The sequence below is a fragment of the Pseudomonas sp. P4_D7 genome, from assembly GCF_056401755.1.
Genome location: NZ_JBFUIR010000003.1, coordinates 95,620 through 117,430, shown reverse-complemented (window position 1 = coordinate 117,430; position 21,811 = coordinate 95,620). Strand labels below are relative to the sequence as shown.

The 21,811-nt window shown below is 61.2% G+C and carries 22 protein-coding genes; 10 read left to right on the top strand and 12 right to left on the bottom strand.

Annotated features, from left to right (window positions below):
* Window positions 1-28 precede the first annotated feature (28 nt).
* Together AC1DVF_RS03695 and AC1DVF_RS03690 are read left to right on the top strand one after the other, a co-directional pair.
* Complete coding sequence (locus AC1DVF_RS03695) at window positions 29-1,012, top strand: zinc-dependent alcohol dehydrogenase family protein (protein WP_460091245.1); 984 nt, start codon at window positions 29-31, stop codon at window positions 1,010-1,012.
* A 22-nt stretch (window positions 1,013-1,034) separates the two neighbouring features.
* Entirely contained in the window at window positions 1,035-1,343 is a 309-nt protein-coding gene (locus tag AC1DVF_RS03690) for an antibiotic biosynthesis monooxygenase family protein (RefSeq protein ID WP_460091247.1), read from the top strand.
* A 117-nt stretch (window positions 1,344-1,460) separates the two neighbouring features.
* On the opposite strand, the gene AC1DVF_RS03685 is transcribed toward AC1DVF_RS03690, so the two are convergent.
* From AC1DVF_RS03685 to AC1DVF_RS03675, 3 genes are all read right to left on the bottom strand, one after another.
* Window positions 1,461-2,048 (bottom strand): LysE family translocator, encoded by a 588-nt coding sequence (locus AC1DVF_RS03685; RefSeq protein ID WP_093442549.1) that lies wholly within the window; start codon window positions 2,046-2,048, stop codon window positions 1,461-1,463.
* 330 nt (window positions 2,049-2,378) lie between these two features.
* The gene (locus AC1DVF_RS03680) at window positions 2,379-4,616 is read right to left on the bottom strand and encodes an ATP-binding protein (protein WP_477782023.1); all 2,238 of its coding nucleotides are present in this window, start codon (window positions 4,614-4,616) and stop codon (window positions 2,379-2,381) included.
* On the bottom strand, window positions 4,613-5,227 hold the full coding sequence (locus AC1DVF_RS03675) for a biliverdin-producing heme oxygenase (protein ID WP_320336591.1): 615 nt from the start codon (window positions 5,225-5,227) through the stop codon (window positions 4,613-4,615). Before AC1DVF_RS03675 ends, AC1DVF_RS03680 begins: the two co-directional genes overlap by 4 nt.
* A gap of 275 nt (window positions 5,228-5,502) precedes the next feature.
* On the opposite strand from AC1DVF_RS03675, the gene AC1DVF_RS03670 reads away from it, so the two are divergent.
* Entirely contained in the window at window positions 5,503-6,123 is a 621-nt protein-coding gene (locus tag AC1DVF_RS03670) for a LysE family translocator (protein WP_099756527.1), read from the top strand.
* On the opposite strand, the gene AC1DVF_RS03665 is transcribed toward AC1DVF_RS03670, so the two are convergent.
* Complete coding sequence (locus AC1DVF_RS03665) at window positions 6,120-6,533, bottom strand: VOC family protein (protein WP_099756528.1); 414 nt, start codon at window positions 6,531-6,533, stop codon at window positions 6,120-6,122. The two genes, AC1DVF_RS03670 and AC1DVF_RS03665, sit on opposite strands and share 4 nt — an antisense overlap.
* Window positions 6,534-6,743: 210 nt before the next feature.
* On the opposite strand from AC1DVF_RS03665, the gene AC1DVF_RS03660 reads away from it, so the two are divergent.
* Genes AC1DVF_RS03660 through AC1DVF_RS03650 form a run of 3 tightly spaced genes read left to right on the top strand, consistent with a single transcriptional unit; the run spans window position 6,744 to window position 9,286 of the window.
* Window positions 6,744-7,826, top strand: a complete 1,083-nt coding sequence (locus AC1DVF_RS03660; RefSeq protein ID WP_460091255.1) for a bifunctional transcriptional activator/DNA repair enzyme AdaA — start codon at window positions 6,744-6,746, stop codon at window positions 7,824-7,826.
* 32 nt (window positions 7,827-7,858) lie between these two features.
* Window positions 7,859-8,656 (top strand): isocitrate lyase/PEP mutase family protein, encoded by a 798-nt coding sequence (locus tag AC1DVF_RS03655; RefSeq protein ID WP_477782022.1) that lies wholly within the window; start codon window positions 7,859-7,861, stop codon window positions 8,654-8,656.
* Window positions 8,657-9,286, top strand: a complete 630-nt coding sequence (locus tag AC1DVF_RS03650; protein WP_093442579.1) for a DNA-3-methyladenine glycosylase family protein — start codon at window positions 8,657-8,659, stop codon at window positions 9,284-9,286.
* Window positions 9,287-9,487: 201 nt separating this feature from the next.
* On the opposite strand, the gene AC1DVF_RS03645 is transcribed toward AC1DVF_RS03650, so the two are convergent.
* The 3 genes from AC1DVF_RS03645 to AC1DVF_RS03635 all read right to left on the bottom strand — a co-directional run bounded on the left by AC1DVF_RS03645 (window position 9,488) and on the right by AC1DVF_RS03635 (window position 12,686).
* Window positions 9,488-10,585 (bottom strand): extracellular solute-binding protein, encoded by a 1,098-nt coding sequence (locus tag AC1DVF_RS03645; RefSeq protein ID WP_477782021.1) that lies wholly within the window; start codon window positions 10,583-10,585, stop codon window positions 9,488-9,490.
* Between the two features lie 2 nt (window positions 10,586-10,587).
* Window positions 10,588-11,697, bottom strand: a complete 1,110-nt coding sequence (aguA, locus tag AC1DVF_RS03640; protein ID WP_093442586.1) for an agmatine deiminase — start codon at window positions 11,695-11,697, stop codon at window positions 10,588-10,590.
* Window positions 11,698-11,801: 104 nt separating this feature from the next.
* On the bottom strand, window positions 11,802-12,686 hold the full coding sequence (locus tag AC1DVF_RS03635; RefSeq protein WP_460091262.1) for a LysR substrate-binding domain-containing protein: 885 nt from the start codon (window positions 12,684-12,686) through the stop codon (window positions 11,802-11,804).
* Window positions 12,687-13,078: 392 nt separating this feature from the next.
* Between AC1DVF_RS03635 and AC1DVF_RS03630 the strand changes: the two genes are divergently transcribed.
* Complete coding sequence (locus tag AC1DVF_RS03630) at window positions 13,079-13,594, top strand: HvfX family Cu-binding RiPP maturation protein (RefSeq protein WP_099756533.1); 516 nt, start codon at window positions 13,079-13,081, stop codon at window positions 13,592-13,594.
* Window positions 13,595-13,597: 3 nt separating this feature from the next.
* Here AC1DVF_RS03630 and AC1DVF_RS03625 read toward each other — a convergent pair whose 3' ends face one another.
* Window positions 13,598-15,214 (bottom strand): L,D-transpeptidase family protein, encoded by a 1,617-nt coding sequence (locus AC1DVF_RS03625; RefSeq protein ID WP_460129141.1) that lies wholly within the window; start codon window positions 15,212-15,214, stop codon window positions 13,598-13,600.
* Window positions 15,215-15,365: 151 nt separating this feature from the next.
* Between AC1DVF_RS03625 and AC1DVF_RS03620 the strand changes: the two genes are divergently transcribed.
* Window positions 15,366-16,079, top strand: a complete 714-nt coding sequence (locus tag AC1DVF_RS03620) for a murein L,D-transpeptidase catalytic domain family protein (protein ID WP_093442598.1) — start codon at window positions 15,366-15,368, stop codon at window positions 16,077-16,079.
* Window positions 16,080-16,264: 185 nt separating this feature from the next.
* On the opposite strand, the gene AC1DVF_RS03615 is transcribed toward AC1DVF_RS03620, so the two are convergent.
* The gene (locus AC1DVF_RS03615; RefSeq protein ID WP_477782020.1) at window positions 16,265-17,677 is read right to left on the bottom strand and encodes an MFS transporter; all 1,413 of its coding nucleotides are present in this window, start codon (window positions 17,675-17,677) and stop codon (window positions 16,265-16,267) included.
* Window positions 17,678-17,780: 103 nt separating this feature from the next.
* On the opposite strand from AC1DVF_RS03615, the gene AC1DVF_RS03610 reads away from it, so the two are divergent.
* Window positions 17,781-18,668, top strand: coding sequence for a LysR family transcriptional regulator (locus AC1DVF_RS03610; protein ID WP_460129145.1), 888 nt, complete (start codon window positions 17,781-17,783; stop codon window positions 18,666-18,668).
* On the opposite strand, the gene AC1DVF_RS03605 is transcribed toward AC1DVF_RS03610, so the two are convergent.
* Window positions 18,665-19,285, bottom strand: a complete 621-nt coding sequence (locus AC1DVF_RS03605) for a cell wall hydrolase (protein WP_034155563.1) — start codon at window positions 19,283-19,285, stop codon at window positions 18,665-18,667. The genes AC1DVF_RS03610 and AC1DVF_RS03605 overlap by 4 nt on opposite strands.
* A gap of 199 nt (window positions 19,286-19,484) precedes the next feature.
* Here AC1DVF_RS03605 and AC1DVF_RS03600 point away from each other — a divergent pair, with 199 nt between their 5' ends.
* Window positions 19,485-20,336 carry a CAP domain-containing protein gene (locus tag AC1DVF_RS03600; protein ID WP_477782019.1) on the top strand — a complete coding sequence of 284 codons (852 nt, stop codon included), beginning with the start codon at window positions 19,485-19,487 and terminating at the stop codon, window positions 20,334-20,336.
* Window positions 20,337-20,650: 314 nt separating this feature from the next.
* On the opposite strand, the gene AC1DVF_RS03595 is transcribed toward AC1DVF_RS03600, so the two are convergent.
* Entirely contained in the window at window positions 20,651-20,806 is a 156-nt protein-coding gene (locus tag AC1DVF_RS03595; RefSeq protein ID WP_186625518.1) for a DUF2474 family protein, read from the bottom strand.
* Window positions 20,793-21,809, bottom strand: coding sequence for a cytochrome d ubiquinol oxidase subunit II (cydB, locus tag AC1DVF_RS03590; RefSeq protein ID WP_116254923.1), 1,017 nt, complete (start codon window positions 21,807-21,809; stop codon window positions 20,793-20,795). The genes AC1DVF_RS03595 and cydB overlap by 14 nt, the downstream gene beginning before the upstream one ends.
* Window positions 21,810-21,811: the final 2 nt, after the last annotated feature.

The following is a 21,811-nucleotide window of genomic DNA, read 5'->3' as shown; positions in this document are numbered from 1 at the left end:
TCCCTTTTTACCGAAACGAGGCAATGCAATGAAAGCGATGATCCTTACATCATTTGGCGGCGCGCAATCGTTCGAACTGTGCGACGTGCCCAAACCAGAGCCACAAGCCGGAGAAGTACTGGTACGGGTGCACGCGACCTCCATCAACCCGCTGGATTATCAGGTGCGCCGTGGCGACTATGCCGATCTGGTGCCCCTCCCCGCCATCACCGGGCACGACGTCTCTGGCGTTGTCGAAGCGGTCGGCCCGGGGGTGACGGCGTTCGTGCCGGGTGAAGAAGTCTGGTACACCCCGCAAATATTCGACGGTCCGGGCAGTTACGCCGAGTACCACGTGGCGGCCGAAAGCATTGTCGGGAAAAAGCCTGCCACGTTGAGCCACCTTGAAGCGGCAAGCCTGAGCCTGGTTGGCGGAACGGCGTGGGAAGCGCTGGTCGTGCGGGCGGCGCTCAGAGTCGGTGAGAACATTCTGATTCATGGCGGTGCGGGCGGTGTCGGTCATGTCGCAATTCAACTGGCCAAAGCCATCGGCGCGAAGGTGTTCACCACCGTGCGTGAAGGCAACTTCGAGTTCGCCAGGCAGATGGGCGCCGATGTGCTGATCGATTACGAAAAGGAAGATTACGTCGAAGCGATCCTGCGGGAAACCGATGGCCGCGGCGTCGACGTCGTCTTCGACACCATCGGCGGCAACACCTTGACGCGCAGCCCCGACGCCCTCGCACAGCTTGGCCGCGTGGTATCGATCGTAGACCTTGCCCAGCCACAGAACCTGATTCAAGCCTGGGGCAAGAACGCCAGTTACCACTTCGTTTTCACCCGACAGAATCGCGGCAAGCTCGACGAGTTGAGTGCGTTGATTGCGAACGGGCAGTTGCGCCCACACGTTGGCGCAGTCTATGCGCTGGCCGACATCGGCCTCGCCCACACCCGGCTGGAGACGCCCAACAACGGCGTTCAAGGGAAGATCGCGATTGCCGTCGCGCCGTCGCCCGAACTCGCCAATCGCTGAATTCAGTCCCGAGGAGAACATCATGGTTTACGAGATCGCTCTGCTACCCGTTCACAAAGAACAAACTGAAGCGTTTCGGCGTGCGTTTACCGAGGTCGAGCCACTGCTCATGCGCGCGCAGGGTTACGGCGGCCACATGCTCGCGCCAGGAATCGAAACGCCGGAGGTGTTCAATCTGATCGTGCGCTGGCAATCGCTTGAGGATCACACGCCGGGGTTTGAAGCGAGTGAGGACCATCGGTTGTTCATGCTGGGTCTGGAGAACTATTTTTCCGAGGAGCCGAAGGTTTATCACATTGAGGGCGGTGCCTTTCAGCAGCCGTTCAACTAATCTGCGGCAGTGACGCCCAATCAATGTGGGAGCGAGCTTGCTCGCGAATGCGGTGGAACAGTCAGCACATCCATTAACTGACACACCGCTTTCGCGAGCAAGCTCGCTCCCACAGGGTCAAGTGAACAACAAGTAAATTGCACTGAGTGCCAACAACCCCGCCATCACCCGATTGAACCAGCGCATCCCTACCGCATTGCTCAAATACCCACGCAAAAACGTCCCGGCATACGCCCAGCAGCCGACCGACAGATAACAGATCACCAGATACACCGCTGCAAACTGCCACACCAGCCGCGCCTCGCCATCGGCGACAAACGCGCCCATACCCGCGACGCAAGCCAGCCAGGCTTTCGGGTTGAGCCATTGCATCACGGCGCCATACAGCATCGATGGCGCCCGCCCTGACTCACCGGCATTCAACTGCCCGTCATCCATGGCCAGTTTCCACGCCATGAACAGCAGAAACGCCACGCCGGCCAGTTGCACCACACGGGTCATGAATGGCCAGAGTTTCAGCACCTCGTGCAGACCCAGGCCCATCAACACCAGCAACAGCACAAACCCCAGCGTCGCTCCGGCAACATGCCGCTGACTGGCGCGAAAACCGAACTGCGCCCCGGAACTCAACGCGACAATGTTCACCGGCCCCGGCGTGATGGACGCCGCCAGCGCAAACGCCGCCATGGAAACAATCAGACTCATCGCACACCTGCTTCAAATCGAGGAACAAGGTGCTCACGGTAGCGAGCACCCGGTCTTCGGTATTGAAGAAAATGCCCCTGTGATCCTGATCGTTCCCACGCTCTGCGTGGGAATGTAGCCCGGGAGGCTCCGCGTCCCTTCCAGAGCCGAACGCAGAGCGTCCGTTGAGGCATTCCCACGCAGAGCGTGGGAACGATCAAACGACACAAATCCCCTGTGGGAACGAGCCTGCTCCGGGCGGCGTTCCGACGAAAGCGGTGGGTCATTCATCACTGCATTGCCAGGACGACCCCATTCGCGAGCACGCTCGCTCCCACATAAAAGCTGTGTTCAGTCCAAACGCGGCACGGTGAAGCGGAACTCGCTGCCCTGCCCCGGTTCGCTCTCGGCGAAGATCCGCCCGCCATGAGCTTCGACGATGCCTTGGGTGATGTACAAGCCCAGACCGGTGCCGGTCGGATTGCCCTCTTTCACCGTCCAGTAACGGTCAAAGACGTGCGGCAGATGTTCCTTGGGAATGCCCTCGCCGCTGTCGCGCACGGTGAAAACGATATCATCGCCGACCGACGTGGCATGCACGCCCACCGTGCCCAGGCGCGGGGTGAACTTGATCGCGTTGCCGACCAGATTGGACAGCACCTGAAACAGCCGCTCGGGGTCAGCGTGGATGCGCAGATCGGGGTCAGCGGCGAAAGAAATGCTGATGTCCTTGTCCAGCGCCAGCGGCGCGAGCAACGCCTGCGCCTCCTCGAACATCTGCCCGACATCGAGTTTCTGCGGGGTGATGGAGTAGCGCCCGGCATCGATTTTCGAGGTATCGAGCAAGTCCTCCAACAGCGTGTTCATGCGCCCGGCGGCCTGCTGCATGGTGTCGATCGCCGTGGAGATCCTGCGCGAAGTGTGCGGGCCGTCGGAGCTGAAAGCCTTCTGCATCATGCCGCAGAGCATCGAGATCACGGTCATCGGGTTACGCAGATCGTGCGACACCACCGCCACCAGCTCATCGCGGGCGCGCACCGCCTCCTGCTCGCGGCGCACTTGCCGGGCCAGATCGTTTTCCAGCGCCGAACGGCGCAGATCGTTGGCGGCAAACAGATCACCGTGGCTCCACTTGGTGGAGATTCCGGCCATCTCGACCTTCCAGATTTCGAACGAAGTGCGCGGGCGCAAACGCAGGCCGGCGTCGGAGTTTTCCAGGTCCAGCGGCTTGCGCGGGTCGCCGCTCCAATTGATGTTTTCCTTGACCTCGGGGCGGAACCAGAACACGCCGTTGTCCACCGGTTTCGGCAGGCTCATGGCGAGCACGCCGCTGGCCACCTGCTGATACTGCGCGGCCGGCGGGTAGACGCTGGACAGGTGATGACTGGCAAACACTGGCTCGCCGCTGTCCTGCAGCCACTTGTGCAAGGCGCGAATGTCTTCCGGTTCCGGGCAGTTGCCGTAACGGTGCAGTTGTTTGTCTTCGATGATCGCGATGCCGCCGGCATTGGTCAGCGCCATCAACGTCTGCGGCTGATTGGCCAAGCCGTCGAAGACATTCTGCGGCGAGTCGATCATCGCTTGATTGAGCAGCGCCAACGCTTCGACTTTTTCTTCGCGCTGACGGCTAATCTCCAGCGCTTCCATGGCGCTGATCTGCAGCGACAGTACCTGGCCGATGGTCTGACACGCCGCACGCAATTCGTGCGGCACGTGCAGTGGCTGACGATTGCCGCAGCTGATAAGGCCCCAAAGCTTGTCACCCTTGAGCAGGGAAATGCTCATCGACGACAACACGCCCATGTTTTTCATGTACTGGCAGTGGATCGGCGACACACTGCGCAGGGTGGCAAAACTCAGGTCCAGCGGCGTGTTCGTGTCCGGGCGCAACTTCGGCACCAGCGGCACCGGTTGGTAGTCGGCATTGGGGATGATCCGCAGCCAGTTGGTGCGATACAGCTCGCGCGCCTGTTCGGGAATGTCCGACGCCGGGAAAAACAGGCCATTGAACACTTCCATCGACGGGTCGGAGGCTTCGGCGATCACCTGACCGTGGCCCTCCTCCTCAAAACGATAGATCAACACCCGGTCGTAACCGGTCATGGCCTGAATTTCCTTGACGCTGATGTCATACAGCGCCTGCAACGTGGTGGCCCCTTGCAGACGCTGGAGCATGCGCCCCAGATGCGTTTGATTGCCGGCGATATTGCGCGGCTGGAAATTTTCCACGTGGATTTCCAGCTCCAGAATCAGCACACCTTGATGGCGGTGCAGCAAACCCTCGAATGCCGTGCCGTTGAGCCTGAAGCGCAGCGGCTGCACATCGGACAGCGACGGTTGCAGTAAAGCTTCGCGCACTTGCGCCGCTTCGGCGTCGCCGATCAGGCTTTCCAGTGGCTGGCCGATCAGGCTTTGCGGCACCCGGGCCAGCAGGCTTTCGACGTTGGCGCTGACCTGAATGATCGCCAATGCAGGCTCGCTCAGGGTCAACAGCAAGCCGTGGGGCTGGATCGCACCGGGGAAACGAATCGGCTCGTCGGCACAGTTGGCCAGCAGTTCTTCAAAGGCTTCTTTGTCTTGCGGGTTCATGCCAGTACCTCCCGGCTTTCGAGCCAGCGCTCGAAACAGCTGAATGTGGTTTGTGCGGCGGTGACGACAGCGCCGCGCTCGGCGGCGCTCATTGGCCGACTGCCGAGGTATTCGATAAAGTCACGCCAGCGCCGGCCCGTGGCGGCGCCGTAGATATCGAGAAAGGCCGCGCCGTTATCGGCTTCCAGGCCTAACCGCGTCGAGATTTCCCGGCGCAGAATCTGCCCGCCGAGCGTCGCCCCCTCGAGGACGTAGAGCACGCCAAGGCAGGCAGCGCTTGAGTCGATGCCCGGCAACTGCTCGCACTGCGGCAGGTTTTGCAGCGCTTCGGCAGATACGCCCAGCGCGTGCAGATCAGTGCGCAAGGTTGGCGCTTTGAGTCGAGGCGTCAGATCAAAATCGGCTGGAATTGCATCACTGCGGAGCAAGGCGTTTTCCAGCGGCAGATAGAAGCCGTAATAAGCCTGCATCAACCGCACAAAAGCCTGGGTATCGAGGGTATCGGAGAAAAAAGGAAGGCGTTTTTCCAGTGCGATGTGCAGTTCGGCAGTGCCGGCTCGCAGATCTTGCAGCACCGGTGGCACATAAACTTCACGGGCCTTTGCTTGCATGTAGATCGCTCTTGGTGGGGCCGCCGGGGGCCAAACGGGGTGAATGCAACGTCGGCGAAATTTTACACGGCTATCGCGGTTTCTGACCGGCCGGATAGATATTTCTGCCGAAACTATCACCCTCTGAGTCTTTCAGAGTGAAGGCATCTGCAAAAAGTTCGACCGCGTTGCCCAACGGCGCCGGGCGCTGTACCGCGACAGCGCCGCGTGACTGTATGGGTCTGAGCGCCCGGAGGCTGTGCTAAAAATATCGCTCTCGTTTCTGGAGTGCCGTCATGGATCTCGCCACGCTCATCCTGTTTCTTCCGGCCTGCTTCGCCCTGAACATGGCCCCCGGGCCAAACAATCTGCTGTCGGTCAGCAACGCCACGCGTTATGGCTTTCGCCGTGCCTGCACGGCGGGTATCGGGCGGATTCTGGCGTTCGCCGGGATGATCGCACTGGCCGGTGCCGGTCTCTCAGTGGTGTTGCAGACTTCGGAATGGTTGTTCCATGCGATCAAGATCGTCGGCGCGGCGTATCTGTTGTACCTGGCCTGGCAGTTGTGGCGGGCCAATCCCGAGGCCGAGCAGCAAGTAACAGGCGGGACCGTTGGCTTCTTTGCTTTAGCACGACAGGAGTTTCTGGTTGCGGCGGGCAATCCGAAGGCGATTTTGCTGTTCACCGCGTTTCTGCCGCAATTCGTCGACCCGGCGCGCCCGGTGGCGGCGCAATTCGCCGTACTCGGCGTGCTGTTCCTTTTATTGGAGTGGATCGCCATCAGCGCCTACGCGTGGATGGGCCTGCACATGCGCCGCTGGTTCGCCGAGCCGCGCGGCAAACGGATCTTCAATCGTTGCTGCGCAGGCCTGCTGTCGGCAGCGGCTTCGGTGCTGTTGCTGGCCAAACGCGCTTAAGCCTCGGACGGGCCTTTGAGCTCGACCTGATTGCCGTCCGGGTCGAAGCAGTACAGCGACAGCCCTTTGCCCTCGGCGCCGAAGCGTGACTCGGCTTTGGCCACGCTCAAGCCGAAGGATTGCAAGTGCGCGCGCAGTACTTCTTCGTCGAACGGCTCGATGCGCAGGCAGAAGTGATCGACGTTACGCCGCTCGCTGCCGGCCGCCCCGCCGCCCTTGCGGCCGAGTTCGCCTTGCAGGTCGACGAGGTCGATCATCGAGGTGCCGGCGCGCAGGTGTATCAGGCCCAACGGTTCGTTGCGCTTGACCACTTCGGCGCCGAACACCTGGCCGTAGAAGTCGATGCTGCGTTGCAGGTCGGCGACGCGCAAGACGATGTGATCAATGTGTTGGATGGAAAACGGATGCATCGGGCACACCTCAACAAACGGTAGGAGCTGCCGATAGCGGCGATCTGGGATTTTGGGACGCGGAGCGTCCCGGGCTGCATTCCCACGCAGAGCGTGGGAACGATCAAGATCGCAGCCTGCGGCAGCTCCTACACGGTAGTTCAGGGGATTTGAAAATTCACTGTCGATTTTTCGGTGGAGCCATCGAGTATCTGGTTTTACTCTCGAACCATGAACATACAAACCGCTGTCCTGCCGCCCCACGCCGAAATGGTTCGCGCCATGCTCGAACGCGACACTGCCTACGAGGGCGTGTTCTTCACGGCCGTGAAAACCACCGGGATCTTCTGCCGCCCCAGTTGCACGGCGCGCAAACCGAAACCGGAGAACGTCGAGTTCTTCGCCCACGCCGACGACTGCCTGTCGGCGGGCTATCGCGCCTGCCTGCGCTGCAAACCACTGGATGCCGCAGCCATCGCCCCGGACTGGGTGCAACGGCTGCTCAACGCCGTGGACGCCGATCCGGAGGTGCGCTGGAGCGACGCACAATTGCTCGCTGAAGGCATCGAGCCGCTGAAGCTGCGGCGCTGGTTCAAGCAGCATTTCGGCATGACCTTCCATGCGTGGCTGCGTACGCGCCGCTTGGGCGTGGCGCTGGGCGGGATCAAGCAAGGCATCTCGATTGATCATGCTGCGTTTGATTCAGGCTACGAATCGCTCAGCGGTTTTCGCGATGCCTTCCAGAAGTCCTTCCACATCACCCCGGGCCGCGCCGGACACAGCGAGCCGCTGCTGTTCACCCGGTTGACCACGCCGCTGGGGCCGATGATCGCCATGGCCGAACGCCGCGGCCTGGTGTTGCTGGAATTTCTTGATCGCCCGGCACTGACCCGCGAAGTCGAGGAATTGCAGAACCGCTACGGTTACGCGGTGGCGCCGGGGCACAACGCGCATTTGCAGCAGATCGAGGCGCAACTGGCGCAGTATTTCGCCGGCCAGCTGAATACCTTTACCGTGCCATTGCACCTGCCCGGCAGCGAGTTCGCCCGGCAGGTCTGGTCGGCGCTGCTGCAAATCCCTTACGGCCACACCAGCACCTACGGCGCCATCGCCGCCGGTTTGGGCAAACCCGGCGCCAGTCGCGCGGTCGGCCTGGCCAACGGGCACAATCGGCTGTCGATTGTGGTGCCTTGTCATCGCGTGATCGGCGCGGATGGCTCGCTGACCGGCTATGGTGGTGGGCAGCCGCGCAAAGCGTTTCTGCTGCGACTGGAAAACGCCGCCGTGCAGCTCACCCAACAACTGGCATTCTGACGAATCGAATCAACTGACAAGAAGGATTTTTGATGAACGCGCTCGCTACGCAGTTTCACCAGTTGCACCAGCAAGGCCTGTTAATGCTGACCAATGTCGGCGACGCCACCGGTGCGCGACTGGTCGAGCACCTGGGCGGTAAAGCCGTGGCCACCAGCAGTGCGGCGGTGGCCTGGGCCCACGGTTATCCGGACGGCAACGCTCTGCCGCTCGAACGGCTGGTATCGACCGTGGAATCGATCGCCCGGGTGATCAGCGTGCCGTTGACTGTGGACGTTGAAGCCGGTTACTCCGATGACCTCGGACGCGTGGCGGAAGTGTTGGATGCGGTGATTGCGGCGGGTGCTGTTGGCATCAATATCGAGGATGGTTCTGCGGATCCGGAGGTGCTGGTGCGCAAGATCGAAGTGGCACGTCAGGTGGCCAACAAGCGCGAGGTGCAGCTGTTCATCAATGCGCGCACTGACGTTTATCTGAAAAGCCTTGTGCCGGCCGAAGATCGCGTCGCCGAAACTCTGCACCGCGCGGCGCTATATCAAGCGGCCGGAGCGGATGGGTTGTTCGCGGCGGGCGTGACGTCGGCCTATGAAATCGAGGCCATCTGCAAAGGCTCTGCGCTGCCAGTCAACGTGCTTGGTTTCGCTTGCCTGCCTTCGCCCGAAGAACTGCAAGCACTGGGCGTACGCCGCTTGAGCGCCGGCTCCGGCATTGCCGAATTCCTCTATGGCGCGATGGGCGGGCTGGTGAAAAGCTTTCTGGCCAGCGGCAAACTCGACAGCCATGACCTCAAGGCGTTCACCTACGGCGAAGTCAACGGCTTGCTGAAATAAATGGCTGACGACTATCAAGCGGCCAGCGTGTTTCTGGCCGCGCTTGATCCGGACTGGCAGCGCCATGTTGCAGCGGTCGGCCCGTGCCTGCATCAGCCGCATCCGGCGCGTGATCCGTACGAGTCATTGGTGCGGGCGATTGCTTATCAGCAGCTGCATGCCAAGGCCGGGGATGCGATTGTCGGGCGCCTGTTGGGATTGTTTCCCGGTCAGACGTTTCCTCGTCCCGAGCAGATTCTGGCGACGGAGTTTGATCGCATGCGCGGTTGCGGGTTTTCGGCGAGCAAGATTGCGACGATTCAGGGGATTGCTCAGGCGACGCTGGATGGCGTGGTGCCGGATTACGCCACGGCGTTGGCGATGGATGACGAGGCACTGATCGAACGTTTGGTCAGTTTGCGCGGGGTCGGTCGCTGGACGGTGGAGATGTTGCTGATTTACAGCCTGGAACGCATGGATATTTTGCCGGCGGATGACTTTGGTGTGCGTGAGGGTTATCGGCGCTTGAAGGGGTTGGAGGTGCAGCCTACGCGCAGGCAGATGGTTGAGATTGGTTTGGCGTGGAGCCCGTATCGGACGGTGGCGGCTTGGTATTTGTGGCGGGTGCCGAAACCGCTGCCCTCACCCTAGCCCTCTCCCAGAGGGAGAGGGGACTGATTGGGGGAGATTGGGGATTTACGCCGACTTGAAATAGCGCCTGTGAATCCGTGATCGCCAAGACTCGATGGATGAGTCCGTAATCGACTCGGTCTTTCAGGTCGATGTATAACGCAAGACACCTCGGTCGGCCCCCTCTCCCTCTGGGAGAGGGCTGGGGTGAGGGTCAGCTTTTCACAGCCCGGACTTCAACCGACTGAACGCCCGGACCAGCGCCCGATTGAACGCCTTGCCATTATCATTTTTGCTGTACAGCGTGGCCCTGACATCGGCCGACGGATACGTCCCCGGATCATTGCGAATCGCTGCCTCGACCAAACCATCCGCCGCCGTAATAGCGTTGGCGTAATGAATGGTGTCAGTGATCGGCGCAATCACCTCCAGCGTCATCAGATAATCCATCAGCGCCAACCCGGCCTGCGGATGCGGCGCGTCCTTGGGCACGACCATGGCATCGAACCAGATCAACGTACCCTCCTTCGGAATCCGGTAACTCAGCGTGAACGGTTTCTTCGCCGCCTCAGCCTGCCCCGCCGCGATCGCCACATTGCCATTCCACGACATCGCCACACAGGTGTTGCCGTTGGCCAGATCGCTGATGTTCAAGTCGTTATCGAAGTAACGAATGTACGGCCGGATCTTCGCCAGTTGCTGCTCGGCGAGCTTCAAGTCATCGAGGTTCTGCCGGTTGATGTCCAGCCCCATGTACTTCATGACGGCGGCAAATACCTCGTTGGGATCGTTGAGCAGACTCACCCCGCAGTCAGCGAATTTCGAAACCACTGCCGGATCGAACAACATCGCCCAACTGTCCGTCGGTGCATCGGGCAAACGCTGCTTGATCGCCTGTTCCTGATAGCCCACACCGGTGGTGCCCCAGGCGTAAATCCCGGCATAGCGATTGCCCGGATCGAACACCGCCATGTGCTGGCGAAACTCCTCGCCAACCCCGGCAAAGTGCGGCACCCGGGCCTTGTCCAGCGGCTGGATCGCGCCGCTTTCGATGGCCCGCGACAGATGCTGCCCGGCGGTCAACACGAGGTCGTAGCCGCTGCGCCCGGTGAGCAATTTGGTCTCGACGGTTTCCAGCGAATCGAAGTGATCGGCGACCACATGAATACCGGTCTTCGCCTCGAAATTCTTCAGCGTATCCGGCGCCAGATACTCGCCCCAGATGTACAGATTAACCACCGGTTTGGCGGAGTCAGCGGCCTGCACACATAGGGGTGCAAGCACCAGCAATAACGCTTGAGTCAGTTTGTGCAGGCCCATGATTAGACTCCTTTGCCGGCGTATTGCGGCATGGTGATGCACGCAACGTTGCCGCCGCCAAGGAGGATTTCCCGGGAGTTTTCGATGCCGACGATCTTGTGCTGCGGGAACAGTTCGGCCAGCGTCGCCATGGCAACCTTGTCGTTACGATCACCGAACAGCGGCACCACGATCGAGCTGTTGCCGGCGTAGTAGTTGATGTACGACGCGCAGATTTTCGTGCCGGCCTGACGGGTGTGAGTGCTGTCCTGCTGATCAAGGCCTTCGGCTTCTTCGGCGGTCCACTCGAGCACATCCGGTTGCGGCAATTTGTGCACGATCAGCTCACGACCACGGCTGTCGCGGGTGCTGCGAAGGATGTCGAAGGCCTCTTGGTAGATTTCCCACTGCGGATCGTCGCGGTTATCGGTCCATTGCAGCACCACTTCGCCGGGACGGACGAAACAGGCGAGGTCATCGACATGGCCATCGGTTTCGTCGAACTTGCAGCCGCGTGGCAGCCAGATCACTTGCTCGGCACCGAGGTAATCGGTCAGGCGTCGGGTGACTTCGTCCTTGCCCAGATGCTGGTTGCGATTGCGGTTGAGCAGGCATTGTTCGGTGGTGAGGATGCTGCCCTGGCCATCGCTCTGGATGCCGCCCAGTTCGGCAATCAATGGCGCGCGGTAGCGGTCGAAACGCTCGATCTCGAGGATTTTGCTGGCGATCTGATCGTCCTTGTCCCACGGGTAATAGAGGCCGCCGTCGAGGCCGCCATAGGCGTTGAACTCGAAGTCGACGCCGCGCACTTCACCGCTCTGGTCGTTGACCACAAAGCACGGGCCGCTGTCGCGAAACCAAGTGTCATTGCAGGTCATCTCGACCACGCGCACCTGCGGTGGCAACTGCCGACGCGCCGTGGCGAATTGCGCGGCGGAGGCACAGACAGTGACCGGTTCACTGTGGGAGATCGCGGTGACGATTTGCACCCAGACTTTCTGCGCCGGTTTTGCGCCGTTGCGCCAGACGTCGGTGCGCTCCGGCCAGCCCAGCCAGCAGCCGGATTTGGCTTCGAATTCGCCGGGCAGACGAAAACCGTCGTGTTTCGGGGTGGAGTCGAGCAAACGTGCCATGGTCAAACCTCGTCTTCGCGATGGGATTGGAATGACCACAGGCTAAGGGCGCGCGCACTGCGCCCGCCAACGATGATTATTACGGAATAGTTGAATTCAACTCATCAATCGACCAGTTGATCGTTGAACCATTCGAGCATCTGCGCCACCGCCGGACGCTCCAGCCGCAGCCGCTCGCAGACCAACGCATATTGGCCGAGCGCGGTCATGCTCGATGCGAAGGGACGCACCAGTCGACCACTTTGCAGATCTTCCTGCGCCGTGAGGTTGTCGCCCATGGCCACGCCCTGCCCTTGCGCCGCCGCTTCCAGCGCCAACCCGGCGTGGGCGAAATACAACTGACGCTGCGGGCGTAGATCGCCGGCGTGGCTGGTCAGCCAAGCGGTCCAGGTCTTGCCGTCCTGATCGTCGTGCAGCAGGCAGTGGCGAGCCAGATCCTTCGGGGTTTTCAAAGTGCCTTGGTTGAACAGGCCGGGGCTGCACACCGGGAAGAACTGCAAGGCTGGTAGCGGCCGAACGAAGTAAGCACTGCTGTCCACCGGGCCGGTGCCGTAGGTGATCGCCAGGTCGATGTCTTCGCCGGGCGCCGTGGCATCGATTGGTTGTTCGTAGAGGTGCAGGGTGATGTGCGGATAGCGCGCGTAGAAATCGGTGAGACGACTCATCAGCCACTTCTGCGCGAGTTCGGCAGTGACGGCCAGTCTGAGCACGGCCAGCGAGGATGGATCTCGCAGCTCATCGCAAGCATCGCCGATCAGTTCGAAGGCTTGTTGCAGGCTTTGCATCAAGCGGCCGGCGGCGATGGTCGGGCGGATTTGTCGGCCTTCGCGGATGAACAGTGAGACGCCGAGTTGCTCTTCGAGCTGGCGGATCTGATGGCTGACGGCGCTGTCGGTGACGCACAGTTCGGCGGCTGCACGGCCGAAATGCGCGTGGCGGGCGGCGCATTCGAAGGTGCGCAGGGCGGCCAGGGAGGGAAGTCGTCGCATGGGGGTGGTCCGTTTTTTTGGTCATGCTGACTGGGCTTTGGGGGCGCGTCCAGCCTTGTCACCCTCACCCCAGCCCTCTCCCGGAGGGAGAGGGAGCTGACCGAGGTGTCTTACGTCATCCATCGACCTGAAAAATCCAGTCGATTATGGATTCAACAAAACAGGTTCACGTCAGCGTACCTCTTCAATATCCCACGGTCAGTCCCCTCTCCCTCTGGGCGGTCCGACGTTTCGGGAGGGTTAGGGTGAGGGGCCTTTGACTGTATCGCTCTGTATACCCCGAAGCCGCAGACACACCAAAAGCACAATCCCCCACCCCGCCGACACATCCCCGATACACCCCAACGCTGAAATACCCCGGTCGATTTCACTCAACTCACCGGAGCTGCATCATGACCGCCACCCTTTCAACCGCCGTCAAAACCCTGCACCTGAACCTCGACCGCGCCGGCACCTGGCTCGCCCCTATGACGCTGCGCCTGTTCATCGCCTGGGAATTCTTCGAGTCCGGGCTGGAAAAATTCAACGGGCAGAACTGGTTCGAAGACATTCAGGAGCGATTCCCCTTCCCCTTCGACCAACTGCCGGCAACGTTGAACTGGGAACTGTCGATGTGGGCCGAACTGATCTGCGCACTGGCGATTCTGCTTGGCTTCGGCACGCGAATTTCGGCGGTTTCGCTGATCGTGGTCACCGTCGTCGCGACCGCCGCCGTGCACTGGCCCGCGGACTGGTCGTCACTGAGCGAGCTGGCGCAGGGGTATGCGATCACTAACAAAGGCTTCGGCAACTTCAAGCTGCCGGCAATTTACCTGGCGGCGCTACTGCCACTGGTGTTCGCCGGGGCTGGCAAGTTGAGTGTCGATGCGTGGCTGGCGCGGGTGTTCTGGAACCGAAGCACCCGCTGAGGCTCAATGCGCTCGATCAAGCCCCACCAACAACGCGCTGTCGCGACTGTAGATGTCCGGTGAGTAACGCACGCGGCCACTGCTGTCGACCTGTGCCGTCCAGTAAGTCATCAGGATCGGCACCGGTTCCGACAAGCGAAATTCGTGGGTGGTGCCGGTAGCAAGCAAGGTCTCGGTGCGGGCCTTTTCCGCCGGGGTGAGCAGCAGATCACGCAATTGCATCGGGTGCTCGACCCGCACACAGCCGGAGCTGAAAGCGCGTGGGCCTTTTTCGAACAGCGCCTTACTTGGTGTGTCGTGCAGGTACACCGAGAACGGGTTGGGGAAGCGGATGACCATTTGCCCCAACGGATTACGCGGCCCGGCGTCCTGACGCAGCATGATGTTGCCGGGGTTATCCCAATCGATGTCCGCCGCCGCCAGCGGCTGCCCGTTGGCGTCGAGCACTTGCAGGTTCTGCCGGCTGAGGAAGGTCTGGTCCTTGCGGATTGCCGGCAGCTTGTCTTCTTTCCAGATGGTCGGCGGCACGGTCCACGTCGGGTTCAGGGTCAGGCGCGTGACTCGCGATTTGAGCAGCGGCGTCTGCCGTTCGGCGCGGCCGACCTGAGTGCGCGTTTGCCACACCGGAACACCGCCCTGATACAGCGTCAGCTCGGCAGCGGCGACGTTGACCAGCAAGCCATTGGGCTCCAGATCCTGGGCCATCCAGCGGAAACGCTCGAGGTTGACCCGCAGTTGTTCGCGGCGGCTCAGCGGACTGATGTTGAGTTCGGCAATCGTTCCCGGCCCGACGACACCGTCAGCCTGCAGCGAGTGGTTGGCCTGAAAACTCTTCACCGCGTCGACCAGCACGCCGTCATAAGCATTGCCGGGCGTACCAATGATCTGAGTCAGATAACCTTCGTTGTAAAGACGCTGGGCCAGTTCCGGCACGCGTTTGTCTTCCATGGCCGGGCGCAACAGCGGCCCGCTGCCCACCGACTGCCATTGCGGCAAGGCTTTAAGCCGTTGCGCGGCGTAGAGCTGACGCAGGTCCTGATATTGCGCCAGACGCGGCCGGGCCAGATCGAACGCGGCGGGAATGTCGTGCATGCCCGGTACCGCGATGGCCAACAATTCCGCCTGACGGTCGCGTGGGGTGGCGTCGGCATGCCACAGCGGTTCGAAGTGCGATTGCAAAAGGCTTCCGTAATGCAGATCCTGCAGGGCCTGGAGGTAGTTGCGGCTGATGTCGATGTCGGCACACAACTCGCCATCCTGAGGCGCCGTGGTTGCGACCGGATAGCGTTTTGGATTGAGACCATCATCGGCCAACAGCTGCAATTGCGCCTGCAAGGCCGGCAATCGTGCCGAGTCACCGGCCCACACCGGCATCCAGTCCTGCTGCTGGTAGAAGGCCTGCAATTGCGTCAGCGCCGGGCCATTGAGATGCGCGGCAATCGCCGGGCATGACTGCGCCAGACTGATCAAAACCGCCTGCAACGGACTTTGCGGCTCGACCGGCATTTCTGCCGGTGGCGTCGGCAGTGTTTCCAGCGGCGGCAGCGGTTCATCGGCACAAGCGACAAACGGCGCAGCGAGCAAACAAATGCTCAAGTAGCATGCGTACTTTTTGAACAACTGCTTTACTCCAATCCATGGCCGTCTAGATGATGGCCAACCTTACATCAGGTGCGCTGAACAGTCAGGCTCGATCAACGGGCTTGCCGGTATTGACTGGGAGTCAGGAGCCAAAGTGCCAAATAAGTAGCAAGTGAGGACACTTTATAAAATGTTGACGTTTTTGCGCCGACTTCTGTTGACCACCGCGACCCTTGTCGCCGTGTCCAGTCCCGTTTTTGCCGCCGGCAAACCATCGCCGGTTCTCTACACCAGCCTCGCGCACGCCGCGCCAGAACTCAATCCCCAGGCGCTGAAAGGTGCCCTGAACGCCATGCAATGCGCGGTCAACAGCGGTGCGAAACCGTCGCGTCACCTGGCGATCATCGACTATTCGCAGCCGTCCACCGAACGCCGTCTGTGGATCTTCGACCTCAACAAAAAGAAACTGGTGCTGCGTGACCTGGTTGCTCATGGTTCCAACTCCGGGGAAAACTTCGCTACGCAGTTTTCCAATGTCGAAGGCAGTTACCAGTCGAGCCTTGGCCTGTTCCGCACGCAGGAAAGCTACAGTGGCACCCACGGTTATTCGCTGCGCATGGACGGTCTGGAGCCGGGTTTCAATGACATGGCCCGCGATCGCGCGATCGTCATTCACGCCGCCAGTTATGTGAATCCGTTGTGGAGCAAGAAACAGGGACGCATCGGCCGCAGCCAAGGCTGCCCGGCAGTGCGACCGCAGATTGCCAAGCAAGTGATTGATCGCCTGAAGAATGGCCAGTTCATGTTTTCGTGGTACCCGGATCAGCGCTGGCTGAAGTCGTCGCCGTACCTGAACTGCCAGCCGCAGCAGGTGGCGAGCATCCTCAACACCCACGCGAGCTGACGGCCACCACAAATCCCCTGTAGGAGCGAGCCTGCTCACGATAGCGGTGTGTCAGTCTCTGRAGATATTGGCTGTGCCGGCCCCTTCGCGAGCAAGCTCGCTCCCACATTTGATCTCGGTTCGGTTGAAGATCTCTGATCAACTCGATTCCCTGTGGGAGCGAGCYTGCTCRCGAWAGCGGAGTGTCAGTCTCTGRAGATATTGGCTGTGCCGRCCTCTTCGCGAGCAGGCTTGCTCCTACAGTTGAACTGCGCTCGACTGATGATCAAAGCCATAGCCATCAATGCCACCGCGACGCCAAAAGTGATGTGCAAACCGCTGGCAATCGATGTTGCCGGCGCCTGCGTCGGATCGCCCGCCGCCAGCGCAAACACTGCGCCCATCACCGCCGCCCCAGTGATCAACCCCAGATTACGTGCCAGTCCGAGCATCGCCGAAACCACACCGCGTTGCTCCTGACGAACTCCGGCCATCAACCCGGTGTTGTTCGCCGCCTGAAACAGCGCATAGCCGACGGCGACCACTGCAATCGGCAGCAAATAGGCGGGCAACCCCAGACTCATCGGCAACAGCGCCAACAAGCCACAACCGCAGGCCATGGCGAGCAACGCGCCCGGCACGATGCGCCGCGCGCCGAAGCGGTCCACCAGACGCCCGGCCGGCACACCGCCAAACGCAGACAACAACGGCCCGACCGATAACGCCAAGCCGACCACGGCACTGCTGAGGCCCAATCCGCGACTCAGGTAAAACGGTCCCACCACCAGCGTGGTCATCATCACGGTCGTCACCAGCAAGGTCAGCGCCAGGCTGCTGCTCAATCGCCGGTCAGCGAACAGTGACAAGCGAATCAACGGCGCCTTGGCCTTCTTCTCGATCATGAAGAACAAGCCAGCGCCACCCAGGCTGGCCAGCAGCAACGGCAACATGAAACCGTCGAGCGTCATTGCCAGCGCATAGGCCGCCAGCGTGAAGACCAGCACCGCGCTGCCAGAATAATCGAACGTCATTCGCGGCCCAGCTGCGCGATCCGCCGGCAGAAAGCGATACACCAGCCAGACATTGAGCAAGCCCAGCGGCACGTTGAGCAGGAAAATCGCCTGCCAGCCGACATGCGTCATCAACAACCCACCGAGCGACGGCCCAAGACTGGTGCCCGTCGCCGACATCGTCGCCAGCAAGCCCATCGCACTGCCAGCCCGCGTCTTCGGCACCGCATCGGCCACCAACGCCACTGTCAAAGCGAACATGATCGCCGCGCCGACGCCTTGCACCGCCCGTGCGCCGATCAGCCAACCCAGTCCGGGAGCCAGCGCACAGGCCAACGAAGCGCTGGTGAAAATGCCGATCCCGATCAACAGCAGTCGACGTCGACCAAAACCATCGCCCAGACGCCCGACGCTGACGATCAACGTGGTGATCGCCAACAGGTAAGCGAGCACGATCCATTGCACCTGTTGAAACGTCGCCTCGAACGCCGCCGCGAGGATCGGCAAGCCGGCGTTGGCGATGCTGGTGTCCAGGGAAGGCATCAACATCGACAAGGCCAGACTGGTCAGCGCCCAGCGGGCGGGAGTGCTCAGGGGTTCTTGGGGCATGGCAGGCTCGCAGTGCAAAGGTCATGCGTCATAGCCTGAGCCTCGACAACACACGGCGCAAGACGCATGCTTTGCACTCAATACCTGCATGGAACGCCATGTCATGACTGCACCGGATCTGAACCTGCTGATCACCCTCGACGTCTTGCTGCGCGAAGGCAGCGTCGCCCGCGCCGCCAAATGCCTGCGGTTGAGCCCGTCGGCCATGAGTCGCGCCCTCGCCCGTTTGCGCGAAACCACCGGGGATCCCTTGCTGGTGCGAGCAGGTCGTGGCCTGGTGCCAACGCCGCGTGCACTCGAATTGCGCGAGCGGGTCAGTCATCTGGTGCAGGAAGCCGAGGCGGTTTTACGCCCTGCTGAGGTGCTCGACCCGAGCCGCTTGCAACGCACCTTCACCCTGCGCAACACCGACGGCTTTGTTGAAACCTTCGCCGCCGCCCTGCTCGCACGCATCGCTGAAGAAGCGCCGGATGTACGCCTGCGCTTTGTGCAGAAAGCCGACAAGGACAGCACGCCGCTGCGCGAAGGCCGCGTCGATCTGGAAACCGGCGTGGTCGATGACAGCACCGACCCGACACTGCACAGCCGCATCCTGTTTCAGGATCAATGGATTGGTGTGGTGCGTGAGGGGCATCCTTTGAGCACGGGAAAAATCACCAGCAGGCGCTTTGCCGGCGGCGAGCACATTCTCATTTCACGACGCGGGCGCAGCAGTGGCCCGGTCGACGAAGCGTTACTTGCGCTAGGGCTGACACGGGACATCGTCACCTCATTCGGTGGATTCTCGGCGGCGCTGACGCTGGTGCGTGAGTCAGACCTGATCGCCACGGTCCCGCAGCGTCATACCAGCAAACTGCGCACAGGCCTGCACAGTTTCGCCCTGCCCTTCGCGATGCCGGACATCAGTGTGTCGATGCTCTGGCACCCGCGCATGGACGCTGACCCGGCGCATCGCTGGTTGCGTGATTGTGTGCGGCAGGTCTGCGCCTAACGCGCGTCACCACCGGCAGGTTTGTAGAAGAGAAATTTTTTCGTTTCCGCGGTCTTGCGATATTCCTTGGCCCAGCTCGGATGCACATTGCGGTCGTGGAAATACAGCGCGCCGTTGGTGCGATCCTTGAGCTGGCGGTTCAGCGCTTTGCGGGCGATATCCTTGGCCAGCGTGTATTCGGCATCTTCCTTGACCTGATCCGGACGCCCGTCGCACCACCAGGAAAACTGGCAGCTCTTGGTTTCCGAGCCTTGTTTGACGACAGCGCAGACCGTGTCGGGGAAACCTTCGTGGCCGAGGCGATTCATCACCACACTGGCCACCGCTTCCATTTCCGGCGTGTCTTTGCCTTTGGCTTCCCAATAGATACTGCGCGCCAGGCAAGTGATCGGATCGTCCAGCGGCGCAGCGCCGGCCGGGTCGACCGCTTGCACTTCGGTCGGGGTGATGGCTTCGGCTTTCGGTGCCGGTGCGGCGCTGACCTTGTCCGCCGCTTTCTCTTCCAGCACTTGGGCTTTTTCTTCAGCCTTCGCTTTGATCGGGGCCTGATCGGTGGCCCATGCAGAGCCTGCCAACAGGGTGAATACGAGACAACCCGCCCAGCCTTTCAATCCCATGTCTGTTCTTCCGGCAGCGCCCGAGTCGGGCAAGGTGTTACGTCGGGGAGACACCCGTATCCCGGGGTCTTCGGTGAGTGTAGACGGCAAACCCAGAGACAAAGTTGCGCAGAAAAACCGCTGAATGAAGAAAAAAGACATTGCACTCACAGGGTGCCTTTCGCGCATCATGGGCGCATTCAGCTCAAGGGAGATTTCCATGCGCTTCATGCCATTCGTTTTGCGTCTTGCCGCTTTGTCCGTGGGCGTTATGTTTGCCATTCCGGCGCTGGCTGGCGATGAGTCGCAATTGATCGAGTCGATCAACAGCTACCGCAGCCAGCCACAGCGTTGCGGGTCGCAGGCATCGAATGAACTGTCACCGCTGTCGGCTGATCCCCGGCTGAGATTACGCGCCAGCGGTGCTGTCGATCTGCAACAAGCCATGGCCAGCGCCAGTTACCCGATGGTCAATGTGCAGGCAATCACCCTTAACGGCCCGCGCGATGCGGCGTCGGCGATGAAGGCGATTCAGGAAAGTTTCTGTCAGGTGGTGCTTGATCCGCAGTTCGTCGATGTCGGTGTCAGCCGCGATGATCGTGACTGGCGCATCGTGTTGGCGCGGCCGCTGCTGTCGGCCAAGCTGGGGGATGCGCAAAGTGAGGGGCAGAAGTTGCTCAGTGAACTCAACGCCGCGCGCAGCCAGGCGCGTCAGTGTGGCGGTCAGGCGTTCGCCGCTGCCGCACCGCTGGCCTGGAACGCGACGCTGGGCACGATCGCCCAGGATCACAGCCGCGACATGGCCAACAACAATTACTTCGATCACAAGGACCGCGACGGCCGCACCCCGGGCGATCGCGCGGAACTCGCTGGTTACAGCGGCCAACAGGTCGGCGAAAACATCGCCGCCGGCCAAGACACCGTGCACAAAGTCGTCGAAGGCTGGCTCGCCAGCCCCGGCCACTGCGCCAACCTGATGAACCCGCAGTACCAGGAACTCGGCGCCGCCTACGCGACCGACCCGAAAAGCAGCGCCGGGATCTACTGGACCGCGATGTTCGGCGCCCAGTAAACCCAATCTCAAGTTCCCCCCCCTGTGGGAGCGAGCTTGCTCGCGAAGAGGCCAGTACATTCAACATCAACGTTGTCTGTCCTGACGCCTTCGCGAGCAAGCTCGCTCCCACAATGTTCGGCGGTGTTTACATATTCTCCAACCACCACAAATCCCTGTAGGAGTGAGCCTGCTCGCGATGAGGCCATTACATTCAACATCAATGTTGTCTGACCTGACGCCTTCGCGAGCAGGCGAAGGCCTACTGGGGGTAGTCAGTGACCTCAAGATCGGCGGCAATAAAAAACCGGAGCCAGGCTCCGGTTTTTTTGGGGTCAATGGGCTCTCATGCCCGCTGCATACATCGCCAGTTTCAGCACACTGGCGACAACCGCCAGCGACACCACGCTGCCCAGCCAGATCAACAACAACCAGCCCAAACGCTGGTACCAGCGACTGCTTTTCACTTCGCGCGAATCAATGGTAGCCATCGCCAATCCTCACTTTGCCGCGGAACACGTAGTAGCTCCAGAAGGTGTACATCAGGATCACCGGCAGGATGAACAGTGCGCCGATCAGCGCGAACAACTGGCTCGACGGTGGTGACGCGGCGGCCCAGATGCTCACCGACGGCGGGATGATGTTCGGCCAGATGCTCAGCGCCAGGCCGATGTAACCGAGCAGCATCAGCACCAGCGTGAACACGAACGGCCAGTGCGTATGCCGCTGACGCAACGTGCGCAGCAGCCCGAACACCGCCAGCAAGGCCAACACCACCAGCCCGGCAAACACCTGCAGATGCCCGTGCGTCGACCAACGTGTCACCAGTTCCGGATGCAGTTGCAGGGTCCACACGCCAATCACCAGCACCATCGCCATCAACAGCAAGGCCAGCGGCCGGGTGAACAGGCGCATCCGCGACTCAAGCATGCCTTCGGTCTTGACCAGCAACCACGTGCTGCCAAGCAACGCATAAGCCACCACCAGCCCCACGCCACACACCAGCGGAAACGGCGCCAACCAATCCAGACCGCCACCGGCAAATTGCCGATCGACCACCGGAATCCCGGACACATACGCACCAATCACCACGCCCTGGGAGAACGTCGCCAGCAGCGAACCACCGATAAACGCCTTGTCCCACCAATGGCGTTTTTGCGGCGAAGACTTGAAGCGAAACTCAAACGCCACGCCACGGAAAATCAAACCGCACAGCATCAGGATCAGCGGCAGGTACAGCGCTTCGAGAATCACCCCGTACGCCAGCGGAAACGCGCCATACAACGCCGCGCCACCGAGCACCAGCCAGGTCTCGTTACCGTCCCACACCGGCGCGACGGTGTTCATCATCACATCGCGTTCCTGCTCATCCGGGATCAGCGGAAACAGGATCCCCAGGCCCAGATCGAAGCCGTCCATGATCACGTACATCATCACCCCGAAGGCAATGATCACTCCCCAGATCAACGAGAGATCGATACCTTGAATACCCATGA